This is a genomic window from Hylemonella sp. P2_B10, from assembly GCF_056404875.1.
The window spans coordinates 448,203-469,135 of the sequence record NZ_JBFUDE010000002.1; the positions used below are offsets into that span (position 1 = coordinate 448,203).

Sequence of the window (20,933 nt, forward strand, 5' to 3'; positions counted from 1 at the left end):
GGTCGCGAAGCCTCGCGATGGGCTTCAGCCGCTCAGCGAAACCCGTTTCTCAGTGGCGCAAGCAGGGCTCAGGCGCGGCACATCACCATTCAGGTTGGACAACCAGCACTCCTGAAACACCGAACAGAAACAGGCTTCCACCGTGATGCGGCTGGCCCGCGCCTTGTTCAGATCGCCCCAGGCCTTCAGCGCCACAGTCTCCGTCGGGGCTGGTTGGCGCCAGCTGAAAATACGCTGGTCGACGCCAGGGGACAGCACACGCCCGGCGACCGGGCCGGAGTTGAAGGTCAGCGCCCAGTTCTTCTCTTCTGGCGCCAGGCTGCGGATGGCGTCCGTCATGTGCTGCATGGGCTTGCCGTCCAGCTTCAGCTCAAACCACACCACGCGCGCCATGCCGCTGCCGGCGTTCTTGACGTTGAACTCCAGGCTGGCCGTGCCGTCGTCACGCGCGTTGCCATGGCTGAACTCCAGCACCGGTGTGGAGCTGGCCCGCACCAGCCTGGCGTTCTGCTCCACCAAGGCGTTCATGGTGCTGCTGGTGTGCAGGGTGGCGATCAGCGCGCTGACGGCGCTGATGACCATGCTGGCGGCCACGGCGATGTGGAACCAGCGCGGTGCCGGCCCGTCCTTGGGCTTTGCCAATTGGGAAATTTCATTCATGGGTCAGGCCTGTGGCGATGCTGAAGACTGCGACGGTCGGTACACGCATTTGTCGCCCACCGAGCCGCGCTCCACGGTGACGCCCGCCAGCCCGGGAATGCGAGGTTGCAGGTTGCGCCAGATGAACAGGCACAGGTTTTCCAGCGTGGCCGGGCCCAGGCCCTCGATGTCGTCGAGGAAATGGTGGTCCAGCTTGGCGCGCACGTCGGCAATCTCGCGGCGCACGAAGCCCAGGTCCAGCACCATGCCGGAGTCGTCGACCGCCTCGCCGCGCACGAACACCTCGGCGTGGTAAGTGTGGCCATGGGTGCGGCGGCTGCCTTCGGCCTCGATCTCGCGGCGCAGCGTGTGCGCGGCGTCGAAGAAAAAACGCTGGCTGATTTCAAACATGCCGGGACTTTATCGGATACCGATCATCTTGTGCGACTGCACGCCCAGCCGCCATTGCGGATGGCTCTGGCAGTAGGCAATGGCCTTGCCGGTGTTGGCGGCGCGCTCTGGGCCGTCCATGGGTTGCAGGAAGAAGTGCTCAAAATCCAGGCCCACAAAGCGGCCGGGGTCCACACCCTCTTGCGGAAACACCAGCTTCAACTCGTCGCCACGGGTGATGGCAAGCAAGGTGTCGGCCTTGGGGCTGACGCACACCCAGTCCAGCCCCTCGGGCGCCGCCAATGTGCCATTGGTTTCCACCGAGACGCGAAAACCGCGTGCGTGCAAGGCGGCTGTCAGCGCCGCATCCACCTGCAGCAGCGGCTCGCCGCCGGTCAGCACCACCATGCGGTGGCCGGCATCCCGGGGCTCCCAGGCCGCCGCCACGGCGTCGGCCAGCGCGTCGGCAGTGGCGAACTTGCCGCCGCCCGTGCCGTCCACGCCGACGAAATCGGTATCGCAGAATTTGCAGACGGCCCCCGCGCGGTCTTCCTCGCGCCCGCTCCACAGGTTGCAGCCGGCAAAACGGCAAAACACCGCCGCCTTGCCCGACTGCGCGCCCTCACCCTGCAAGGTGTAAAAAATCTCTTTCACCGAATAAGCCATGCTGACCAGCCCCACTCTGCCGAACCGGTGATTTTCGCAGAGTTGGTGACCGCTGTCCGTCCAGCCCCTCAAGCGGGCTGGCGCGGGCGCCTACAGCGCGGTGGCCTTGCCCTTGGCCAGCGCTTCGTCGGCGATGGCTCGCAACGCGGGCTCGGCGGCGCGCGCCACGGCCTCTTGCTGGCGGCCCAGGGCTTCCATCTGGCGGCCCAGGATCTCGATGGGCTTGGCCGCCTCTTCCATCTTCTTGCCTATGGCTTCCAGGGAAGCGCCATTGACGTCCAGCATCTTGCGCTGCTCGTCCATGGCCTTCACATACATGTCCATCTGCTCCTGCAGCGAGCGCATCGTCTCCTGCTGACGGTCCAGCTCGCGCTGCAGGGGCCGGCGCTGGGCTTCGGTCTCGGCGTCGCCCAGGCGGCTGCTGACGCGGGCGATTTCCAGGCTGACCTCACCCTGGCGCCGGCCCAGCGCGGCCATCTGCACGCCCAGCTTGGCCATGGCCTTGTCCACGCCCTTGCCGGCGCCCGACATCTGCTTGCCCAGCTCCTTCATCAGCTTGCTGTGCTGGTCCATCTGGGCGCCCAGATCGTCCATGCGGGCCGACAGCGCCTCCATCGGCTTGAGCAGGTCATTGACGCGGGCCAGCGTGGCGGCATCGTCCACCACGTAGTAGCGGCCATTGCGCTGGAACCACAAAAAGTCGGTCGAACGATCGGCATTGAGTTTGCGCGCCTTGCGCATGTCGCCGCCGTCGCCGAACACGATGGATTCGCCCTGCTGGGCCGGGCGCATCACGGCGATGGCGTCGTCGCTGCGCCGGGGGTCCATCACGATGACGCGGTGGCCACCGTACATCTTGCCGTAGGAGCGCGGCAGCACGGGAATGGCTGGCACGGCCGGCACCACCGGTGCGACGTGCACCACAGGCGCCGCCGGTGCGGCGGGTGCAGCGGGTGCGGCCGGCGCAGCGGGCACGGGGTAAGGGTTCGGATTGGGGCGCGGGTTGGGATTCGGGTTCGGGTTCGGCTGGGCCGTGCCCTGGTCCGCGTCACCTGCGGCCAGCGCCGGGCCGACGGCGCCGGCGGCCACCAGCGCAACCAGCAGCAGCGTGGAAAAGGTGTTTTTCATGGTCTTGGGGGGACTCTGTAGCATGGTGAGAATACTAGGCCCCGCCGGGCGGCCCCGCCAGCCAACTGCGACGGATTGCGAAAGCCAGGGCACGGATGACGGGTGAAAAAACCCAGTAGGGGCCCGCCAGCCCTGCTCACGCGGCGGCCACCAGCTCGCGCACCGCCGCCAGCTGGCGGCGCGACACCGCCAGCACCTCGTCCGTGCCGGTCAGCCGCACCGCCCAGCCCTCGCCCTCTTCAGGGTCGTAGTGCTTTTCCAGCGCGCGCACGGCGCGCCGCGCCACCAGCGCATTGCGGTGGATGCGCATGAACTGCGGGCCAAACCGCTCCTCCAGCTCCGACAACGAACCGTCCAGGATGTAGCTCTTGGCCTGGGTGCGCACCGTCACGTATTTCAGCTCGGCCTTGAAGTACAGCACCTCCGACAGCGGCACGCGCTCGGTGCGGCCACGCTCCTGGATGATCAGCACGTCTTCGGGCACGTCCGCCGCCGTGGAGGCCGGTGCCGTGGTCAGCACCAGCCGTTCCACTTTCTGCAGCGCCTGCAGCAAGCGGGCCTGGCGCACCGGCTTGGTCAGGTAGTCCACCGCGTCCAGCTCGAAGGCGCGCAGCGCGTGCTCGGCATGCGCGGTGACAAACACCAGCCGGGGCGGGCTGGGCAGGCCGCCCAGCGTCTGCGCCAGCGTCAAGCCGTCCGCGCCGGGCATGTGCACGTCCAGCAGCACCAGGTCGAAGACCTGGCGGCGCAGCAGTTCCACCGCCTGGCTGGCGTTGGCGGCCTCGGCCTCCACCTGCAACGGCACGGCGCCACATTCACCCAGCAGCGTTTTCAGCCGGGCGCGCGCCAGCGCCTCGTCGTCGACGATCAACACCCTCAGGCCCATGGGGTCGCTCCCTTCATGCCGGCACCTGGATGCGCACCTGGTAGACGCCGTCCTTCAGCCCGGTGCGGAACTGCCCCTGCACGTCGTGCAGCAGGTTCAGGCGGTCGCGCACGTTCTGCAGCGCCACGCCATGGCCGGCCGGGCCCTGGCCGGCCGGCACGGTGTTGGACACCTTGATCACCACCACCGAGCCGCGCCGCTCGGTGGAAACGCGCACCTGGGCGCCGGTGTCGCTGGGCTCCACGCCATGGCGCACGGCGTTTTCCACCAGCGGCTGCAGCAGCAGCGGCGGCAGGCGCGCCTGGCCAGCCTGTGGGTCCAGCGCCCACTCCACCCGCAAGCGCTCTGCAAAGCGCACCTGCTCTATGGCCAGGTAGCGGCCGGCCAGTTCGATCTCTTCGGCCACCGTGCTGGATTCGCCCTGCTCCAGCAGCGCATGGCGGAACAAATCGCTCAAATCCTCCAGCAGCGCCTCGGCTTTGGCCGGCTCGGCCCTCACCAGCGCGATGGCGCTGTTCAGCGTGTTGAACAGGAAATGCGGGCGGATGCGGGCCTGCAGCTCCACCAACCGCGCCGCCGTGGCGGCCGGGGTGCGGCCCTTGGCGCGCAGGCGAAAGCCGGCGATCAGCGCCGCCGCCAGCAGCGCGCCGGTGCCGGCACTGGCGACCCAGGGCGCCGAGTCCGCCAGGCCCAGCAGCACCAGCACACCGCAGCCGTACAGCGCCGCCAGCATGCCCAGCAGCAGCACCAGCGCGGTCTGCCAGCCGGTGGCCAGAGGGATCAGCCAACGCTTGAACGCACATGACGCCACCAGCCACACCAGCGTGGCTGGCACCGCAGCGCCCGACAGCAGCGCGAAGCCCGACAACCAGGCCAGCGGGTCGCCGGCGCCATACATGGCGGCCACGGCCACCACCGCCTCCACCGACAGCACCGCGCGCAGCACCACCCCGACATGGCAGGCGTCGAACACCACGTCGCCAGCCACGGCGGCCGGCTGAGCCGGGGCGTCGTCCAGGAAGACCGATAATTGGGTGTCTTCTTTCATGCAAAGAACATTATCCCCACATGTCCCAGAACCAATTCGACAAGAAATCCGAAGCCTGGTCGGCGCTGTTTTCCGAGCCCATGAGCGAGCTGGTGCAGCGCTACACCGCCAGCGTGTTTTTCGACAAGCGGCTGTGGCAGGCCGACATCACCGGTTCGCTGGCCCATGCCGAGATGCTGGCCGCGCAAGGCATCATCCCGGCGCAGGACTTCGAGGCCATCCGCAAGGGCATGGCGCAGATCACGGCCGAGGTGGAATCCGGCGCGTTTGAGTGGAAACTGGCGCTGGAAGACGTGCACCTGAACATCGAGGCGCGCCTGACCCAGCTGGTGGGCGATGCCGGCAAGCGCCTGCACACCGGCCGCAGCCGCAACGACCAGGTGGCCACCGATGTGCGCCTGTGGCTGCGCGGCGAGATCGACCTGATTACCGGCCTGCTGGGTGACCTGCAAAAGGCGCTGGTGGAGATTGCCGACAAGAACGTGGACGTGATACTGCCCGGCTTCACCCACCTGCAGGTGGCCCAGCCGATCAGCTTTGGCCACCACATGCTGGCCTATGTGGAGATGTTCAGCCGCGATGCCGCCCGCATGGCCGACGTGCGCAAACGCGTCAACCAGTTGCCGCTGGGTGCCGCCGCACTGGCCGGCACCAGCTACCCGCTGGACCGCGAGCGCGTGGCCAAGACCTTGGGCATGGACGGCGTGTGCCAGAACAGCCTGGACGCCGTCAGCGACCGCGACTTTGCCATCGAGTTCACAGCCGCCGCTTCGCTGGCGATGGTGCACATCAGCCGCCTGAGCGAAGAACTGGTGCTGTGGATGAGCCAGAGCTTCGGCTTCATCGACATCGCCGACCGCTTCTGCACCGGCTCCAGCATCATGCCGCAGAAAAAAAACCCCGACGTGCCCGAGCTGGCGCGCGGCAAGACCGGCCGCGTGGTGGGCCACCTGATGGGCCTGATCACCTTGATGAAGGGCCAGCCACTGGCCTACAACAAGGACAACCAGGAAGACAAGGAGCCGCTGTTCGACACCGTGGACACGTTGAAGGACACGCTGCGCATCTTCGCCGAAATGGTAGGCGGGATCACCGTCAAGCCCGAGGCCATGGAACGCGCCGCGCTGCGCGGCTATGCCACCGCCACCGACCTGGCCGACTACCTGGTGAAAAAAGGCCTGCCATTCCGTGACGCCCATGAGACGGTAGCGCATGCGGTGAAAGCCGCCATCGCCCAGCGCGTGGACCTGTCGCAGCTGCCGCTGGAAGTGTTGCGGCAATTCAACCCCAGCATTGAACAGGACGTCTACGACGTGCTGTCGCTGCGCGGCTCGCTGAACGCCCGCAACATCCTGGGCGGCACGGCGCCTGAGCAGGTGCGGGCGCAGATTGCGCTGCATCGGGCGCGACTGACCTAGCGGGGTTGCACCGCGCGATCGGCCGCTTGTGCATTAACGCTGCGTTAACCGTGCGTTAACAGCGTGCGCGCTAACATGCCGGCATGGCGCCATGCCGGCGCTCGCGCATGCTCGCACCAACCACCGGAGTTTCGTTTTGAAGCCGTCGTTCGCCCCTCGCCAACCCTTCCACCGTCTCGCGTTGTCCGCTTTGAGCCTGGCTGCGGCTCAGCTGTTCGCTGTCGCACCCGCCTGGAGCCAGGCACCGGTGGTGCCGCTGTCGGCTGTCGCCTATCCCGGCCTGATGACACTGGACGTGGACCTGCGCGACACCACCCGCAAGGTGTTTGGCGTGCACCAGGTGATCCCGGTCAAGCCCGGTGCGCTGACACTGCGCTACCCCAAGTGGATACCCGGCGAGCATTCGCCCAGCGGCCCGCTGGATGGGGTGACCGGCCTGCGCATCAGCGCCGGTGGCAAACGCATCGCCTGGCGGCGCGATCTGGTGGACATGTACTCGCTGCAGTTGCAGGTACCGGAAGGCGTCAGCAGCATCGACGTGGATTTTCAGTTCCTGTCGCCGGTGGGGGGCGGCAACTTTGGGCAAAGCCCGTCGTCCACGCCGCGCCTGGCCGAGCTGGAATGGAACCAGGTCGCGTTTTACCCGGCTGGCTACGCGGTGGCCAAGATCACCGTGCAGCCCAGCATTCGCGTGCCAGAGGGCTGGCAGTTCGCCACCTCGATGGAGACTGAGGGCGTGGTGGATGGCAAGACCCGCTTCAAGCCGCTGAGCTTCGAGATGCTGGTGGATTCGCCCTTGTTCACCGGCAAGCACTTCAAGCGCATTGACCTGGCGCCGGGTGCCAAGCGCCCGGTGCACCTGAACCTGGTGGCCGACAGCGCCGCCAACCTGGCCATCAAGCCCGAGCAGATCCAGGGCCACCGGGCGCTGGTCAAGCAGGCGGTGGCCATGTTTGGCGCCGAGCACTACCAGCACTATGACTTTCTGCTGGCCTTGTCGGAGCACACCGGCTCCTTCGGCCTGGAGCACCACCAGTCCAGCGATGACCGCGTGGGCGCGGATTTCTTCACCGACCCCGACCTGTACGTGCAGGCCGGCAGCCTGTTGCCGCATGAGTATGTGCACTCATGGAACGGCAAGTTCCGTCGCCCGGCCGGTTTGACCACAGCGGACTTCCACACGCCCATGAAGGGCGAGTTGCTGTGGGTGTATGAGGGCCTGACCGAGTACCTGGGCAACGTGCTGGCGGCGCGCTCCGGCCTGTGGAGCAATGCCGACTACCGCGACCAGCTGGCCATCACCGCCGCCGCCATGGACTACGTGGCCGGCCGCAGCTGGCGCCCGCTGCAGGACACCGCCGACAACGCCCAGGTGCTGTACTTTGCGCCGCGCAGCTGGTCCAGCTGGCGCCGCTCGGTGGACTTCTACCCCGAGGGTGAGCTGCTTTGGCTGGACGTGGACACCCGCATCCGCGAGCTGTCCAACGGCACCCGCACGCTGGATGATTTCCTGCGCGCCTTCCACGGCGTTCAGGACGGCAGCATGCAGGTGCTGACTTATGAGTTCGACGACGTGGTCAAGACCCTGAACGCGGTGCAACCCAATGACTGGCGCGCCTTCCTGCGCCAGCGGCTGGACAGCGTGCAACCCGGCGCCCCGCTGGACGGCCTGAAGCGCGCCGGCTGGAAGCTGGACTACGGCCCGGAGGCTTCCAAGGGCTACAAGGGCGCGGAAAAGTCACGCAAGCTGGTGGACCGCAGCTTCTCGCTCGGTGTCCAGATCGCCAATGACGACAACAAGGGCCAACTGGTGGATGTGCAATGGGGCAGTGCCGCCTTCGAAGCGGGCATGGCACCAGGCATGAAGCTGATCGCCGTCAATGGCGACGACTACACACCCGACGCGCTGGACGCCGCCATTCTTGATGCCGCCGCCAGCCGCAAGCCCATGGCCATGCTGGTCAAGAGCGCCGGCAACTACTGGACCATCAACGTGCCGTATTACGGCGGCCAGCGCTACCCGAAGCTGGTGCGGGTGGATGGCACAGCGGAGCGGCTGGACGCCATCATCAAGGCGAAGTGAGGTCGAAATCCCCGCCGGGCCGCCCCAAGGGGATTTGCGGCCCCCTCGGGGGGCAGGGAGCTACACGCAGTGAGCGACCGTGGGGGCTACATTCACAACGGATGTTCGGTGTAGAACTTGCCGCCGTGGAACAGCAGTGGTGAGGCGCCGATACGGTGCGCGCAGTGCTCCACCTCGCCAACGAAGATCACGTGGTCGCCCTCGTCGTAGCGGCTGCGGTTGAAGCACTCGAAGGTGGCCGCGGCGCCATCCAGCAGTGGCGCGCCGCTGGCGCTGACGCTGTAGGCCACGTCGGCCCAGCGGTCCACGCCGCGGGCGGAAAAGCGCACCGCCAGGTCGTGCTGGTCGGCTGCCAGGATGTTGATGGCGTAATGCGAGCCGGCGCTGAACTCGGCCAGCGAGCCGGCCGCCTTGGCCAGGCTCCACAGCACCAGCGGTGGCGCCAGGGATACCGAGTTGAATGAATTGGCTGTCAGCCCCAGCAGCCTGCCATCGGCCCCGCGCGCGGTGACGATGGTGACGCCGGTGGCGAACATGCCCAGGGCGAGCCGGAATTCGGCGGCCGAGAAGGCGGGCGGCAGAGCGCGGGTGGGCGACAAGGTAGGGCAGGGATAATTGCGGTTGCCGTGATTATCGCGTTCACCCACGTGCAGCCATTGTCGCCGTGGCGGCAACCCGGCGGCACCTGGGGGGACACCCGCTCATCCTGTTGCCGCTGTTGTGATGCGTTTTCCCACATTTGTTCGTTGGACATGCCTGGTTTGCCTGGCCGTTCTGCAGGCCGCCAGCGCCCGCGCGGCCGGCAAGACCGCCTGCGATGACTTTTCCGCCCGCCTGCCGGGCGTCAAGACCGCCTTGTGCGAGTCGGCGCGGCTGCAGCCGGGCAGCGCACGCAGCGTCAAGGGTCGGCCGCTGTACTGGGGCGACGTCGGGCCGGCCAATGCACCGGTACGCGTGCTGGTGGTGGGCGGCATCCATGGCGACGAGATGTCCTCGGTGTCAGTGGCCTTGCACTGGGCGGCGTTGGCGCAGCGCGAGGGCGCGCCGGTGTTGTGGCGCTTCGTGCCGGCGCTGAACCCCGATGGCCTCTTCAGCCGGCCGGCGCGCCGGGTGAACGCCAACGGGGTGGACCTGAACCGCAACTTCCCCACCCCGCGCTGGGAAAAGGACGCACCCACCTACTGGCAGCAGCGCACCCGCAAGGACCCGCGCCGCTGGCCCGGCCGCGCGCCGCTGAGCGAGCCGGAGACACGCTTTCTGGACCAGCAACTGAAAAGCTTCAACCCCGATCTGGTGGTCAGCATCCACGCGCCCTATGGCGTGCTGGATTTCGATGGCCCGGCGCCCGCGCCTACCCGCCTGGGGCGTTTGCGCCTGGACCCGGTGGGCGTATTCCCCGGCTCGCTGGGCAATTACGGCGGCGTGCACAAGGGCATGCCAGTGGTGACGATTGAGCTTCCCAATGCGCAGCGCGTGCCGCAAGATGCCGAGCTGAAGCAGATGTGGGCCGACCTGCGGCACTGGATGGGGAACCGGCAGGCCAAGCGCGTGCCTGTCGGTGGGCCCAGCGGCTTGGTCCCGCCGGCTGCTGCTGTGCTGCCGTGATGTCAGGTCGTGGCAGCGGCCGGTGTCGGCTTGTAGGCCGCATGCCAGGCGGCCACGGCCGCCTTGTCCATGGGCTTGCCGTAGCAATAGCCCTGGGCATAGGTGCAGCCCATCTCGGCCAGTTTGCGGCCGATGGCGGCGTCTTCTATGCCTTCGGCCACGGTGGTCAGGCCCAGTGAGCGGGCCAGCTCCAGCGCCGACTGCACGATGTGGAAACTGCGGTCCGAGATGTTGAGCTGCTGCACGAACACCTTGTCGATCTTCAGGCAAGAGAACGGCAGCGTTTGCAAATAGTCCAAGCCGGCGTAGCCAGTACCAAAATCGTCCAGCGCCACGCCCACGCCCAGCGTGCGCAGGCGCTGCAGCGTGCCCGAGACCACGGCGATGTTGTTGATGATGATGGACTCGGTCAACTCGATGCGCAGTTCCTCAGCAGCCATGCCATGGCTGTCCAGGCACTGCTTGACCGCCGCCACGATGTCGCCGCTGTCCAACTCGGGTGCCGACAGGTTGACGCTCATGAAAGGCGGCTGCGCCCCATCGGGCTGGCAATAGCGCTTCAGGTCCGCCCAATCGGTGGCCGCGCGCTGCAGCACCCAGGCACCCAGCTTGTGGATCAGCCCGGTTTTTTCGGCCAACGGGATGAATTCCACCGGCGTGACCATACCGAGCACCGGGTGGCGCCAGCGTATCAAAGCCTCGAAGCCAATCGGCTGCATGCTGGTAAAGGTGATCAGCGGCTGGTAGTGGATTTCCAGCTGCCCCTGCTCGATCGCCTCGGCCAGGTCTTGCACCAGCGTCAGCGTGCGCACGGCGGCGCGCTGCAGGTCCTGCACAGCTTGGGCTTCGTGGTCTGCCTGCGCCGACAGGTCGTGCTGCTTGTCCGGTTGCGAGGCGAAACCGTGCGAATTGCGAAAGCGTGCCAGCAGCAGGCGCATCAGGTACTGGATGACCGGGTCGGCCCGCAGCAGCAACTCTTCCACATGGCTGCGGTCTATGCGGATCAGATTCGTGGGCACCAGCGTGCGCACGGTGGCGGTGCGTGGCAGCCGGTCCATCAGGGCCACTTCGCCAAACATGGCGCCCTGGGCCAGCACGGCGATGCGGCGCAGGTTGTCGCCGCTGCCACTCAGCACCTCGACGCAACCTTCTTCGATGACGTAGGCGGAGTCGCCCGGCCCGCCGAGGTGGAACACCACCTCCTGCCCGCCAAAACGTTCGCGCTTGAACAGTTCCACCGTCAGCTCCCCAGACATCCCTGTCACTTGCCCGCCCTTTTTACCTGCCGTATTGGAATACCGCATTATGGGGGGCAAGACCGGCAAGCGCCCTTTTATGAGGGTGGGCAACCCACCATCATTTGCGCTGGCGCAACGCTTTTTCCTGGCATGACACCACAGCAGGCAAATAGGCCATTGTCAAAACAACTCAGACCACGCCTTGCTGGCGCAGTTGCGCGATGCGATCGGCCGACAAGCCCAGCTCAGTCAGCACCTCGTCGGTGTGCTCGCCCAGCGCCGGTGGCGGCCGGTGCAGCACCGGCGGTGTGTCCAGCAGCCGCAGCGGGCTGGCCACGGTGCTGATCTGCGCGATGCCGTCCTGCGCGACCACGCGCGGGTCACGCGGCTGTGTGACGGCCAGGCCGCGCGCCTTCACCTGTGCGTCATCAAAGGCCTGAGCGATGTCGTTGATGGGGCCGCAGGGCACGGCACGGTCTTCCAGCAGCGCCACCCACTGTGCAGTGGTACGCGTACGGGTGACGTCCACCATGGCCGGCACCAGCTCCTCGCGGTGCCGCACGCGCAGCGTGTTGGTGATGAAGCGCTCGTCCAGCGCCCATTCGGGCTTGCCGCAGGCTTCGCAAAAGCGGGCGAACTGGCCGTCGTTGCCAATGGCCAGCAACATGGCGCCGTCCTGCGTGGGAAATTCCTGGTAGGGCACCAGGCTGGGGTGGCTGTTGCCCTGGCGCTGCGGCGTTTGGCCGGTGTTCAAAAAACCGGTGGCCTGGTTGGCCAGGATGGCCAGGCCCACGTCCAGCAACGACATGTCGATGTGCTGGCCCGCGCCGGTGCGGTTGCGCACCTCCACGGCGGCCAGGATGGCGGTGGCGGCGTAGACGCCGGTGAACAGGTCGGTCAACGCCACCCCCACGCGCAGCGGGCCGCCGCCGGGCACATCGTCGGGCCGGCCGGTGATGCTCATCATGCCGCTCATGGCCTGGATCATCAGGTCGTAACCGGCGCGCGGCGCATACGGGCCGTCCTGCCCGAAGCCGGTGATAGAGCAGTAAATGAGGCGCGGGTTGACGGCCTTCAGGCTGTCGAAATCCAGCCCGTAGTGCTTCAGCCCGCCGACCTTGAAGTTCTCCACCAGGATGTCGCTTTGCGCCGCCAGCTGGCGTATCAGCGCCTGGCCCTCGGCCTTGGCCATGTCCACGGTGAGGGCGCGCTTGTTGCGGTTGGCGCAGGTGAAGTAGCTGGCCTGGTCGGTGTCGTTGCCGTCGGCATCCTTCAGGAAGGGAGGGCCCCAATGGCGGGTGTCGTCACCGGCGCCGGGCCGCTCCACCTTGATGACGTCAGCGCCCAGGTCGGCCAGGATCTGGCCACACCACGGGCCGGCCAGCACACGCGACAGGTCCAGGACTTTCAGGTGCGCGAGCGCGCCGGCGTTGGGGGTGGTCATCTTGGACTTTTTCCGAACACTCAATTGGAGAACGCGGCAATGCCGGTCTGTGCCCGGCCCAGGATCAGCGCATGGATGTCGTGCGTGCCTTCGTAGGTGTTGACCACCTCCAGGTTCACCAGGTGGCGGGCGACGCCGAATTCGTCGGAAATGCCGTTGCCGCCCATCATGTCGCGCGCCATGCGGGCAATGTCCAGCGCCTTGCCGCAGGAGTTGCGCTTCAGGATGGAGGTGATCTCCACCGAAGCCGTGCCCTCGTCCTTCATGCGGCCCAGGCGCAGGCAACCTTGCAGGCCGAGCGCGATTTCGGTCTGCATGTCGGCCAGCTTCTTCTGGATCAGCTGGTTGGCGGCCAGCGGGCGGCCGAACTGCTTGCGGTCCAGCGTGTACTGGCGGGCGCGGAACCAGCAGTCTTCCGCTGCGCCCAAAGCGCCCCAGGCGATGCCGTAGCGGGCCGAGTTCAGGCAGGTAAATGGGCCTTTCAGGCCCTGCACTTCAGGGAAGGCGTTTTCTTCGGGGCAGAACACGCCGTCCATCACGATCTCGCCGGTGATGGAAGCGCGCAGGCCCACTTTGCCCTTGATGGCCGGCGCGCTCAGGCCCGCCATGCCCTTTTCCAGCACGAAGCCGCGTATCGGGCCGACCTGGCCGCCCTCTGACACCTCCTTGGCCCAGACCACGAACACGTCGGCAATCGGGCTGTTAGAAATCCACATCTTGCTGCCGGTGAGCTTGTAGCCGCCAGCCACCTTGTGCGCACGCGTGGCCATGGAACCGGGGTCAGAACCGTGGTCGGGCTCGGTCAGGCCGAAGCAACCAATCCACTCGCCGGTGGCCAGTTTGGGCAGGTACTTCTGCTTTTGTGCTGTGGTGCCGAATTCAAAGATGGGCACCATCACCAGCGAGGACTGCACGCTCATCATCGAGCGGTAGCCGGAGTCCACCCGTTCCACCTCGCGCGCGATCAGGCCATAGGCGACGTAATTCAGGCCGGGGCCACCGTAGGCTTCAGGAATGGTGGGGCCCAGCAGGCCCAGCTCGCCCATCTCGCGGAAGATGGCGGCGTCGGTCTTCTCGGCACGAAAGGCGTCCGTCACGCGCGGCAGCAGCTTGTCCTGGCAATAGGCAGCGGCGGCATCGCGCACCATGCGCTCGTCATCGCTCAGTTGCTGGTCCAGCAGGAAGGGGTCGTTCCATTGAAAGGCGGCGTGGGCCATGTCAGTCTCCAAAGTCGTTGGAGGCTATGTTAGCCGCCATGGGGTGCGCGGGCAAACCACAATTTGGCACCGAGATATGCAATTTCAGCATATTAAAGTGCCCGTGCGGCAGGCGATCACCAAGATATGGCGCTACCCAAGCGTCACCATTTGTGTATATTCAGCACATCATGCGCAAGAAAATCCCGTCGCTGCAGGCCCTGGCCTGCTTTGACGCCGCCGCCCGCCACGAAAGTTACACCCGCGCGGCGCAGGAGTTGGCGCTGAGCCAGAGCGCGGTGTCGCGCCAGGTGGCTGCGCTGGAACAGTTTCTGGGCCTGGCGCTGTTTCGCCGCACGCGCCACGGCGTGGCGCTGACCACCAGCGGCGCCCAGTATGCGCGGCAGATCGCGCCACGCCTGCAGGCACTGGAGCGCGACACGCTGGACGCCATGGCCCACCAGGGCCGTGGCAGCGCCATCCACCTGGCCACCGTGCCCACCTTCGCCACCCGCTGGTTGATCCCCCGGTTGGCGCAGTTGGCGCATCAGCACAGTGAGCTGGTGGTGCACCTGGAAACGCAAACCCGCCCCTTCCTGTTCACCGGCTCCCCTTTCGACGTCGCGCTGTACTCCGGCACGCCCGAACAGGTGGCCAACTGGGCCGGCACGCTGGCCCTGCCCTTGCTGCGCGAACAGGTGTTGCCAGTGTGCGCGCCGGCATTGCTGGGCAAGCGAAGAAGCCTGAGCCCGCAGGACATCGCCACCCTCCCCTTGCTGCAGCAAAGCACCCGGCCCAATGCCTGGCGCCAATGGTTCGACGCCCAGGGCGTGGCGGCACCGCTGGCGCTGTCCGGCCCGCGCTACGAGCTGTTCTCGCTGACGGCTGCGGCCGCCGCCTGCGGCATGGGCGTGGCCCTGGTGCCCGCGCTGCTGATCGAAGCCGAGCTGGCGCGCCGCGAACTGGTCGTCGCCTGCCCCCAAGCCTTGCCCCAACAGCGCGGCTACTACCTGGTGACGCCACAGCGCGGTGACCCGCACCCGGCGCTGGCCACTTTCAGCCAGTGGCTGCGCCAGGCAGCCCAGGCCAGCCCGGATTGCCTGCCGGTGTAAGACCCGCAGCGCCGCCACACGCTGGCCTGCCACAATCGACGGTTTTGTGCATCTGCTGTCTCTGTGAATTCCCGTTTTCTCATCCGCTCCCTGGTGGCGCTGGCGCTGCTGGCCGCCGCCGGCTTTGCCACCTGGTGGTACCTGTCCCCCACACACAATTTCATGCGCCGCGCGGCAACGCCACTGGGTTGGCCCGCCCACACCCGCGCCATCCTCGGCGCCCATGCCAACCCCGCCTCTGGTCTGCAAGACCCGTTCGGCCTGGCGTATGACGCCCAAGGCAACCTGTACCTCAGCGATGGCGGCGATGCCAATGCCATCTACAAACTGGCGCCAGAAGGTGCACTGACCCTGCTGGCCGGCGGCCAGCGCGAAGGCCTGGCCGACGGTCAGGGCGCCGCTGCCGCGTTCCACACGCCATCCGGGCTGGCGGTGGACAGACAAGGCAACCTGTATGTGGCCGACACCGGCAACCACGCCGTGCGAAAAATCACGCCGCAAGGGCTGGTCAGCACGGTGGCCGGCACCGGCCAGCCGGGCTGGCGCGATGGCCCTGGTGCACAGGCGCTGCTCAATGGCCCCATGGGCGTGGCCCTGGACGACGCCACCGGCAAAATCTATGTGGCCGACAGCTACAACGACCGTGTGCGCGTCGTTGATGCCGCTGGCAACGTCAGCACGCTGGCCGGCGGCGAACGCCCCGGCTGGCAGGATGGGCTGGGCGCGCAGGCCCGTTTCGACACCCCCACGCTGCTGCTGGCCCTGCCCGGTGGCACCTTGCTGGTGGCCGACAGCGGCAACCGGGCGTTGCGCAAGCTCGACGCCGACGGCAACGTCAGCACCTTGCTGCGCGCCGACCCGGAAGACGACACCGCCCTGCTGCGCCGCCCCATGGGCATGGCCGTCACGCATGACGGCCTCATCTACGCCAGCGATGGCGCCAGTGGCCGTGTGGTGCAGCTCACGCCCGGCGGCCAGGTGCTGGCACTGCCAGACGCCAGCAAACCCGCCACCGTACCCGCCGTCGCAACCGTGGCCAGCGGCCCCGCCGGCACCGCACCCGCCCAGCGCGCCGCGTTGCGCCTCAGGCGTCCTGCAGGCCTGGTGCTGGATCGCGCCGGCCGGTTGGTGGTGGCCGATCAGGCCAGTCACACCGTGTGGCAGCTGTCCGCGCAGCCCGCCAGCGCGCCCACGTCGCCTGCCAGCGCCGTGCCAGCAGCTTCCGCAGTGGCGCAGCCAATCACCCCGCTCGCAGCCAGCGCACCAGCGCCTGCGCTGCCTGCCAAACCCTTCCCTTGGCCCACCAGACCACAACACGTCTGGCATGAGGTGGTGGGCGTGGTGGGCGAGGTGCGTGGCAATTTCGATGGCGAAAGCCGCCACCACCTGCACGCCGGCCTGGACGTGCAGGCCGAGGTGGGCGACACCGTGCTGGCGGTGGCGCGCGGCAAGGTGGCGCTGGCGCTGCCGAACTGGGGTTTCAATACGCTCAGCGAAGGGCTGAACGTCGCCGAGACGGCCTACATCCACATGCGGGTGGGTCGAACCCCGGTCCACCGCTTGCTGGATCCCGCGCGCTTTGCGCTGGTGAACGGCGACGACGGCAAAACCGAGCGCGTACGGGTGCGCCGCGGCACGCGTTTCGAAGTAGGCGACGCGCTGGGCACGGTGAACCGCATGGCCCATGTGCATCTGGAGTACAGCCCGCAGGGCCAGGTGGAGAACCCACTGGTGCTGCCGTTTGCCGACATGCAGGACACGCTGCCACCGCGCATCCTGGGCATTGCGTTGTATGACGCGGCCGGCCAACGGCTGGGCAGCAAGCGGGACGGCAAGGCAGGCGGCAAAACTGACGGTGCGCTGCGCGTGTCGCGCGATGCCGGCCCCCTGAGCATCGTGGTCGATGCGCTGGACCTGGTGAACGGCAACCTGCCCCGGCGCCGCCTGGGCCTGTACAAGCTGGGCTACCAGCTGCTGCACGCCGATGGATCCGCCGTACCTGGCTACGAGCAGCCGTTGGTGAACCTCGAATTCAACCGCCTGCCCGCAGACCGCGAAGCGGTGAAGACCGCCTACTGGGCCGACAGCGGCGTCACCGTGCACGGCGCCGCCGCCACGCGCTTTCGCTACACCGTGACCAACACGCTGCGCGACGGCCAGGCCGGTAGCGGCAATTGGAACCCCGGCACGCTGCCGCCCGGTGCATACCGCATCCGCATCCTGGCGGCCGACTTTGCCGGCAACCAAGCCATCGCCGGGCGCGACCTGGCCATCCTCATCGAGTAGGCGCACGCTGGCCCGGCTGCACACAAACTGCACACCGCACGGCCCCAACCTGCAAACGCCACCTCTAGAGTGCGGCCCATCACCAACACGGGAGATGGGCCATGAAATTTTTCCTGCGCATTGCCGCCATGGCCATGGTGGCCGTCAGCCTGTTGATCGCGGTCGGCTCGGTGCGCCACCTGGTGCGCGAGCGCCAGCAGCGCGCGCACGAAGTGCAGGCGTCCATGGCCTCTTACAGCGCCGGCAGCCAGACGCTGAACGGGCCGCTGCTGGTGTTCCCCTACCAGGTGTCGGTGCAGACCTGGAGCGGCCCCGGCAAGCCCGGCAGCGGTGCTGGCAGCTGGAACGAGCAGCAACTGCTGCAACGCAGCCTGGTGCTGGCGCCCAAGACATTGAAAGTGGACGGCCAGCTGCAGACCGAGACGCTGAAGCGTGGCATCTTCGAGGCCCGCATCTTCTCCGGCCCGGTGGTGCTGACCGGCCAGTTCGAGTTGCCGGGCATCAACCCCGCCAGTCTGGCCGCCAGCAGTGCCGACGGCCAGCGGCTGGAGTTGCAATGGGGCCAACCGTCGCTGCTGCTGGGCCTGGGCGACACGCGCGGCATACGCGCGCTGGCCGGCAAGCTGGGCGACGCCGCGCTGCGCTTTGACTCCGGCACCGGCGTGGCCTGGCAGGCCCACGGCGTGCACGCGCTGACGCCGCAGTGGAACGCGCCGGCAATATTGGCGGGCAACAGCACGGTGGAGTTCGATGTGCGGCTGGAGCTGGCCGGCAGCGAGTCGCTGCAGATCGAACCCTCGGCTGGGCAGACCCACATCAGCCTGCGCTCCAATTGGCAGCACCCCAGCTTTGTCGGCAGCATGGCGCCCACCGCGCGCGAGGTGTCGGCCGCCGGCTTCAACACCCAATGGGCCATCAACCAGCTGGCCACCGGCACCGCCCAGGCGAAATGCAAAGGCGGCAACAGCGCGCTGCCCCGGGTCGGCGGTTCCTCTTTGCTGCTCCAAGGGCCGGGCAGCGAAGGCTGTGAACGCCTGCCGGCCGCCATGGTGGGCGTGAACCTGATCGACCCGGTGGACCATTACGCGCTGTCCGAGCGCACGCTGAAGTACGCCGAACTGTTCCTGCTGATGGTGTGCGCCGCCGTGTTCGTGATGGAGGTGGTGCGCCGCGTCAGCGTGCACCCCATCCAGTACGCACTGGTAGGGGCGGCGCTGGCGCTGTTCTTCCTGCTGGTGCTGGCGCTGGGTGAGCATGTGCCGTTCTGGCAGGCCTATTGGGGCGCCTCGCTGGCCTGCGCCGCTTTGTTGACCTACTACGCCAGCTATGTGCTGCGCGGCTGGCAGGCCGGCGTGTTGTTCGGTGCGCTGGTGCTGGGGCTGTTGGGCGTGCTGTTCGCCATCCTGCAAAGCGAAAGCACCGCCTTGCTGCTGGGCAGCGGCGCGCTGTTCGCGCTGCTGGCCACCATCATGGTGCTGACCCGGCATGTGGACTGGTCGACGCTGGAGGGTCCGCTGCACCGTCCCGCACCGTCCACCCCGGCCTGAGTCTTACACTCCCCCCATGACGCCGCCGCGCATCCTTCTGGTGGAAGACGAAACCGCCATTGCCGAAACCCTGCAGTTCGCGCTGACCCGCGAGGGCATGCAGGTCAGGCACTGCCGGCTGGCGCAAGAGGCCCAGGCCCTGCTGGCGCGCGAGACTGTGGACCTGCTGGTGCTGGACGTCGGCCTGCCCGACGCCAACGGCCTGGATGTGCTGCGCCAGCTGCGCCAGGCCGCCGGACCGACCAGCACCCTGCCGGTGATGCTGCTGACCGCACGCGGCGAGGAAATCGACCGCGTCACCGGGCTGGAGCTGGGGGCTGACGACTATGTGGTCAAGCCCTTCAGCCCGCGCGAGGTGGCCGCCCGCATCAAGACCATCTTGCGGCGGGCGCAGCCACCGGCGGTCAGCAACGGCACACCTGCCCCGGCGCGCGACGATGCTGCCACCGCGCCGGCCAACCCCTTCGTGCATGACCTGGCTGGCCTGCGCATACGCTTTCACGGCAGTTGGCTGGCGTTGACGCCGTCCGAGTACCGGCTGCTGTCCACGCTGCTGTCGCGCCCGGGCCGGGTGTTCAGCCGCGCCCAGTTGCTGGACGCGCTGGGTGACGCCAAGGAAGACAACTCCGAGCGCACCGTGGACAGCCACATCCGCAGCCTGCGCGCCAAGCTGCGTGCGGTCAGCGCCGAGGACGATCCAGTGCAAACGCACCGGGGGTTTGGCTACCGGCTGAACCTGCCCGAAGCCGGTTGAAAGGCTGGGCAACGCATGCGGTTCTCGCTGCGCATCTTCCTGGGCTTCTTCCTGCTGATCGCGGCCGGCGGCTGGTATGGCCTGAATGTGCTGCGCGACGACCTGCAACCGGCGCTGCGCCAGTCCACCGAGGAATCGCTGGTGGAGACGGCCAACACGCTGGCCGCATTGCTGGGCGAAGACATGCGTGCAGGCCGGCTGGACAGCCAACGCCTGGTCCGGCTGGGGCAGGAACTGGCGCTGCGCCACCCGAACGCGGAAATCTGGGGCTTGCGCAAGAACAGCATCGATCTGCGTATCACCGTCACCGACGCGCGCGGCATCGTCATGGCCGACTCCAAGGGACTGGGTATGGGTGAAGACCACAGCCAGTGGCGCGACGTGGCGTTGACCCTGCGCGGCCAATACGGCAGCCGCACCAGCCGCGCCGACCCCCGCGACGCCGCCAGCACCGCCATGTATGTGTCCGCGCCCATCTATGCGCAAGCGTCTGGCGGCGCGGCCAGCCGGCCAGCGCTGCTGGGTGTGCTGACGGTGGCCAAGCCATCCAACAGCCTGCTGCCTTACCTGACGCGCGCCGAGCGCAAGGTCACCCGCCTGGGTTGGGCCCTGCTGGCCGGCGGCCTGGTGCTGGGCGCGTTGTTCTCCTGGTGGCTGTCGCGCGGCATCACACAGCTGACGCTCTATGCCCGCGCCACCAGCCAGGGCCATACCCAGCCCATGCCGGCCTTTCCCGCCAACCGCGAACTGGCCGAGCTGGCCCGCGCGCTGGAGCAGATGCGCCGCCAGCTGGACGGCAAGGCCTATGTGGAGCGCCATGTGCACGACATGACGCACGAGCTGAAGTCACCTCTCAGCGGCATCCTGGGTGCGGTGGAACTGCTGGAGGACACTGGCCTGGATGCCGCCCAGCGCCAGCGCTTCCTGGGCCACATCCAGGCCGAGGCCCTGCGCATGCGCGACACCGTGGACCGTCTGCTGGAACTGGCCCGGGTGGAAGCGCGCGAAGCCATCGCCCATGAGCCGCTGGACCTGGCGGCGCTGGCGCGAGAGTTGATCGAAACCCTGAGCCCGCAACTGGGCAGCCGGCGCATAGAACTGCAGGCCAACCCACCCTGCACGTGCAGCGGCGAAGCCTTCCTGATCTCACAGGCGCTGCGCAACCTGCTGCAAAACGCGCTGGATTTCACGCCCGACGGCCAGACCATCCACCTCAGCATCAGCCCGCAGGACACGCGCTGGCGCATCAGCGTCAGCAACCCCGGCAGCACCATCCCCGACTATGCGCAGCCGCGCCTGTTCGAGCGCTTCTACTCGCTGCCCGGCCCGCACCGCAAGGGCAAGGGCAGCGGCCTGGGCCTGGCACTGGTGCGCGCCATTGCCAGGCTGCACCGGGGCGATGTGGAACTGCACAACCGCGCCGATGGGGTGGCCGGCGTGGAAGCCGTGTTGACACTGTCCATGGCATAGGCCGCTATGTAAAAGCTGTCCGG

The 20,933-nt window shown here is 67.6% G+C and carries 18 protein-coding genes; 8 read left to right on the forward strand and 10 right to left on the reverse strand.

Annotation, left to right across the window (positions count from 1 at the left end):
• Positions 1-24: 24 nt before the first annotated feature.
• The 6 genes from AC1DX2_RS09935 to AC1DX2_RS09960 all read right to left on the reverse strand — a co-directional run bounded on the left by AC1DX2_RS09935 (position 25) and on the right by AC1DX2_RS09960 (position 4,757).
• The gene (locus AC1DX2_RS09935; protein ID WP_477196176.1) at positions 25-660 is read right to left on the reverse strand and encodes a hypothetical protein; all 636 of its coding nucleotides are present in this window, start codon (positions 658-660) and stop codon (positions 25-27) included.
• 3 nt (positions 661-663) lie between these two features.
• Positions 664-1,050 (reverse strand): 6-pyruvoyl trahydropterin synthase family protein, encoded by a 387-nt coding sequence (locus AC1DX2_RS09940; RefSeq protein ID WP_477196177.1) that lies wholly within the window; start codon positions 1,048-1,050, stop codon positions 664-666.
• A gap of 9 nt (positions 1,051-1,059) precedes the next feature.
• Positions 1,060-1,695 carry a 7-carboxy-7-deazaguanine synthase gene (queE, locus tag AC1DX2_RS09945; RefSeq protein WP_477196178.1) on the reverse strand — a complete coding sequence of 212 codons (636 nt, stop codon included), beginning with the start codon at positions 1,693-1,695 and terminating at the stop codon, positions 1,060-1,062.
• Between the two features lie 90 nt (positions 1,696-1,785).
• The gene (locus AC1DX2_RS09950; RefSeq protein WP_477196179.1) at positions 1,786-2,823 is read right to left on the reverse strand and encodes a hypothetical protein; all 1,038 of its coding nucleotides are present in this window, start codon (positions 2,821-2,823) and stop codon (positions 1,786-1,788) included.
• A 136-nt stretch (positions 2,824-2,959) separates the two neighbouring features.
• Positions 2,960-3,709: a LytR/AlgR family response regulator transcription factor gene (locus AC1DX2_RS09955; protein WP_477196180.1), complete on the reverse strand. Its 750-nt coding sequence runs from the start codon at positions 3,707-3,709 to the stop codon at positions 2,960-2,962.
• 13 nt (positions 3,710-3,722) lie between these two features.
• On the reverse strand, positions 3,723-4,757 hold the full coding sequence (locus tag AC1DX2_RS09960; protein WP_477196181.1) for a sensor histidine kinase: 1,035 nt from the start codon (positions 4,755-4,757) through the stop codon (positions 3,723-3,725).
• Positions 4,758-4,777: 20 nt separating this feature from the next.
• Here AC1DX2_RS09960 and argH point away from each other — a divergent pair, with 20 nt between their 5' ends.
• Together argH and AC1DX2_RS09970 are read left to right on the forward strand one after the other, a co-directional pair.
• Positions 4,778-6,175: an argininosuccinate lyase gene (gene argH / locus AC1DX2_RS09965; protein WP_477196182.1), complete on the forward strand. Its 1,398-nt coding sequence runs from the start codon at positions 4,778-4,780 to the stop codon at positions 6,173-6,175.
• Positions 6,176-6,356: 181 nt separating this feature from the next.
• The gene (locus AC1DX2_RS09970) at positions 6,357-8,258 is read left to right on the forward strand and encodes a M61 family metallopeptidase (protein ID WP_477196183.1); all 1,902 of its coding nucleotides are present in this window, start codon (positions 6,357-6,359) and stop codon (positions 8,256-8,258) included.
• A 92-nt stretch (positions 8,259-8,350) separates the two neighbouring features.
• On the opposite strand, the gene AC1DX2_RS09975 is transcribed toward AC1DX2_RS09970, so the two are convergent.
• Entirely contained in the window at positions 8,351-8,794 is a 444-nt protein-coding gene (locus tag AC1DX2_RS09975; protein WP_477196664.1) for a flavin reductase family protein, read from the reverse strand.
• 187 nt (positions 8,795-8,981) lie between these two features.
• Between AC1DX2_RS09975 and AC1DX2_RS09980 the strand changes: the two genes are divergently transcribed.
• Positions 8,982-9,863, forward strand: coding sequence for a DUF2817 domain-containing protein (locus AC1DX2_RS09980; RefSeq protein ID WP_477196184.1), 882 nt, complete (start codon positions 8,982-8,984; stop codon positions 9,861-9,863).
• Positions 9,864-9,865: 2 nt separating this feature from the next.
• Here AC1DX2_RS09980 and AC1DX2_RS09985 read toward each other — a convergent pair whose 3' ends face one another.
• From AC1DX2_RS09985 to AC1DX2_RS09995, 3 genes are all read right to left on the reverse strand, one after another.
• Complete coding sequence (locus AC1DX2_RS09985; RefSeq protein WP_477196185.1) at positions 9,866-11,119, reverse strand: EAL domain-containing protein; 1,254 nt, start codon at positions 11,117-11,119, stop codon at positions 9,866-9,868.
• A gap of 172 nt (positions 11,120-11,291) precedes the next feature.
• Positions 11,292-12,545 carry a CaiB/BaiF CoA transferase family protein gene (locus AC1DX2_RS09990; protein WP_477196186.1) on the reverse strand — a complete coding sequence of 418 codons (1,254 nt, stop codon included), beginning with the start codon at positions 12,543-12,545 and terminating at the stop codon, positions 11,292-11,294.
• Between the two features lie 20 nt (positions 12,546-12,565).
• The gene (locus AC1DX2_RS09995; RefSeq protein WP_477196187.1) at positions 12,566-13,762 is read right to left on the reverse strand and encodes an acyl-CoA dehydrogenase; all 1,197 of its coding nucleotides are present in this window, start codon (positions 13,760-13,762) and stop codon (positions 12,566-12,568) included.
• 170 nt (positions 13,763-13,932) lie between these two features.
• Here AC1DX2_RS09995 and AC1DX2_RS10000 point away from each other — a divergent pair, with 170 nt between their 5' ends.
• From AC1DX2_RS10000 to creC, 5 genes are all read left to right on the forward strand, one after another.
• On the forward strand, positions 13,933-14,853 hold the full coding sequence (locus tag AC1DX2_RS10000; protein ID WP_477196188.1) for a LysR substrate-binding domain-containing protein: 921 nt from the start codon (positions 13,933-13,935) through the stop codon (positions 14,851-14,853).
• A 63-nt stretch (positions 14,854-14,916) separates the two neighbouring features.
• Positions 14,917-17,139, forward strand: a complete 2,223-nt coding sequence (locus AC1DX2_RS10005; RefSeq protein ID WP_477196189.1) for a gluconolaconase — start codon at positions 14,917-14,919, stop codon at positions 17,137-17,139.
• 101 nt (positions 17,140-17,240) lie between these two features.
• A complete protein-coding gene (gene creD / locus AC1DX2_RS10010; RefSeq protein ID WP_477196190.1) occupies positions 17,241-18,686 on the forward strand; it encodes a cell envelope integrity protein CreD in 1,446 nt (481 codons plus the stop codon).
• Positions 18,687-18,702: 16 nt separating this feature from the next.
• Positions 18,703-19,440 carry a two-component system response regulator CreB gene (creB, locus tag AC1DX2_RS10015; RefSeq protein ID WP_477196191.1) on the forward strand — a complete coding sequence of 246 codons (738 nt, stop codon included), beginning with the start codon at positions 18,703-18,705 and terminating at the stop codon, positions 19,438-19,440.
• A gap of 15 nt (positions 19,441-19,455) precedes the next feature.
• Complete coding sequence (creC, locus tag AC1DX2_RS10020; RefSeq protein WP_477196192.1) at positions 19,456-20,910, forward strand: two-component system sensor histidine kinase CreC; 1,455 nt, start codon at positions 19,456-19,458, stop codon at positions 20,908-20,910.
• Positions 20,911-20,933 lie beyond the last annotated feature (23 nt).

What these genes read in the sequence shown, in the direction of transcription:
- AC1DX2_RS09935 (WP_477196176.1), bottom strand. Translation starts at nt 660, where the DNA reads ATGAATGAAATTTCCCAATTGGCAAAGCCCAAGGACGGGCCGGCACCG.
- AC1DX2_RS09940 (WP_477196177.1), bottom strand. Translation starts at nt 1,050, where the DNA reads ATGTTTGAAATCAGCCAGCGTTTTTTCTTCGACGCCGCGCACACGCTG.
- queE (WP_477196178.1), bottom strand. Translation starts at nt 1,695, where the DNA reads ATGGCTTATTCGGTGAAAGAGATTTTTTACACCTTGCAGGGTGAGGGC.
- AC1DX2_RS09950 (WP_477196179.1), bottom strand. Translation starts at nt 2,823, where the DNA reads ATGAAAAACACCTTTTCCACGCTGCTGCTGGTTGCGCTGGTGGCCGCC.
- AC1DX2_RS09955 (WP_477196180.1), bottom strand. Translation starts at nt 3,709, where the DNA reads ATGGGCCTGAGGGTGTTGATCGTCGACGACGAGGCGCTGGCGCGCGCC.
- AC1DX2_RS09960 (WP_477196181.1), bottom strand. Translation starts at nt 4,757, where the DNA reads ATGAAAGAAGACACCCAATTATCGGTCTTCCTGGACGACGCCCCGGCT.
- argH (WP_477196182.1), top strand. Translation starts at nt 4,778, where the DNA reads ATGTCCCAGAACCAATTCGACAAGAAATCCGAAGCCTGGTCGGCGCTG.
- AC1DX2_RS09975 (WP_477196664.1), bottom strand. Translation starts at nt 8,794, where the DNA reads ATGTTCGCCACCGGCGTCACCATCGTCACCGCGCGCGGGGCCGATGGC.
- AC1DX2_RS09980 (WP_477196184.1), top strand. Translation starts at nt 8,982, where the DNA reads ATGCGTTTTCCCACATTTGTTCGTTGGACATGCCTGGTTTGCCTGGCC.
- AC1DX2_RS09985 (WP_477196185.1), bottom strand. Translation starts at nt 11,119, where the DNA reads ATGTCTGGGGAGCTGACGGTGGAACTGTTCAAGCGCGAACGTTTTGGC.
- AC1DX2_RS09990 (WP_477196186.1), bottom strand. Translation starts at nt 12,545, where the DNA reads ATGACCACCCCCAACGCCGGCGCGCTCGCGCACCTGAAAGTCCTGGAC.
- AC1DX2_RS09995 (WP_477196187.1), bottom strand. Translation starts at nt 13,762, where the DNA reads ATGGCCCACGCCGCCTTTCAATGGAACGACCCCTTCCTGCTGGACCAG.
- AC1DX2_RS10000 (WP_477196188.1), top strand. Translation starts at nt 13,933, where the DNA reads ATGCGCAAGAAAATCCCGTCGCTGCAGGCCCTGGCCTGCTTTGACGCC.
- creD (WP_477196190.1), top strand. Translation starts at nt 17,241, where the DNA reads ATGAAATTTTTCCTGCGCATTGCCGCCATGGCCATGGTGGCCGTCAGC.
- creB (WP_477196191.1), top strand. Translation starts at nt 18,703, where the DNA reads ATGACGCCGCCGCGCATCCTTCTGGTGGAAGACGAAACCGCCATTGCC.
- creC (WP_477196192.1), top strand. Translation starts at nt 19,456, where the DNA reads ATGCGGTTCTCGCTGCGCATCTTCCTGGGCTTCTTCCTGCTGATCGCG.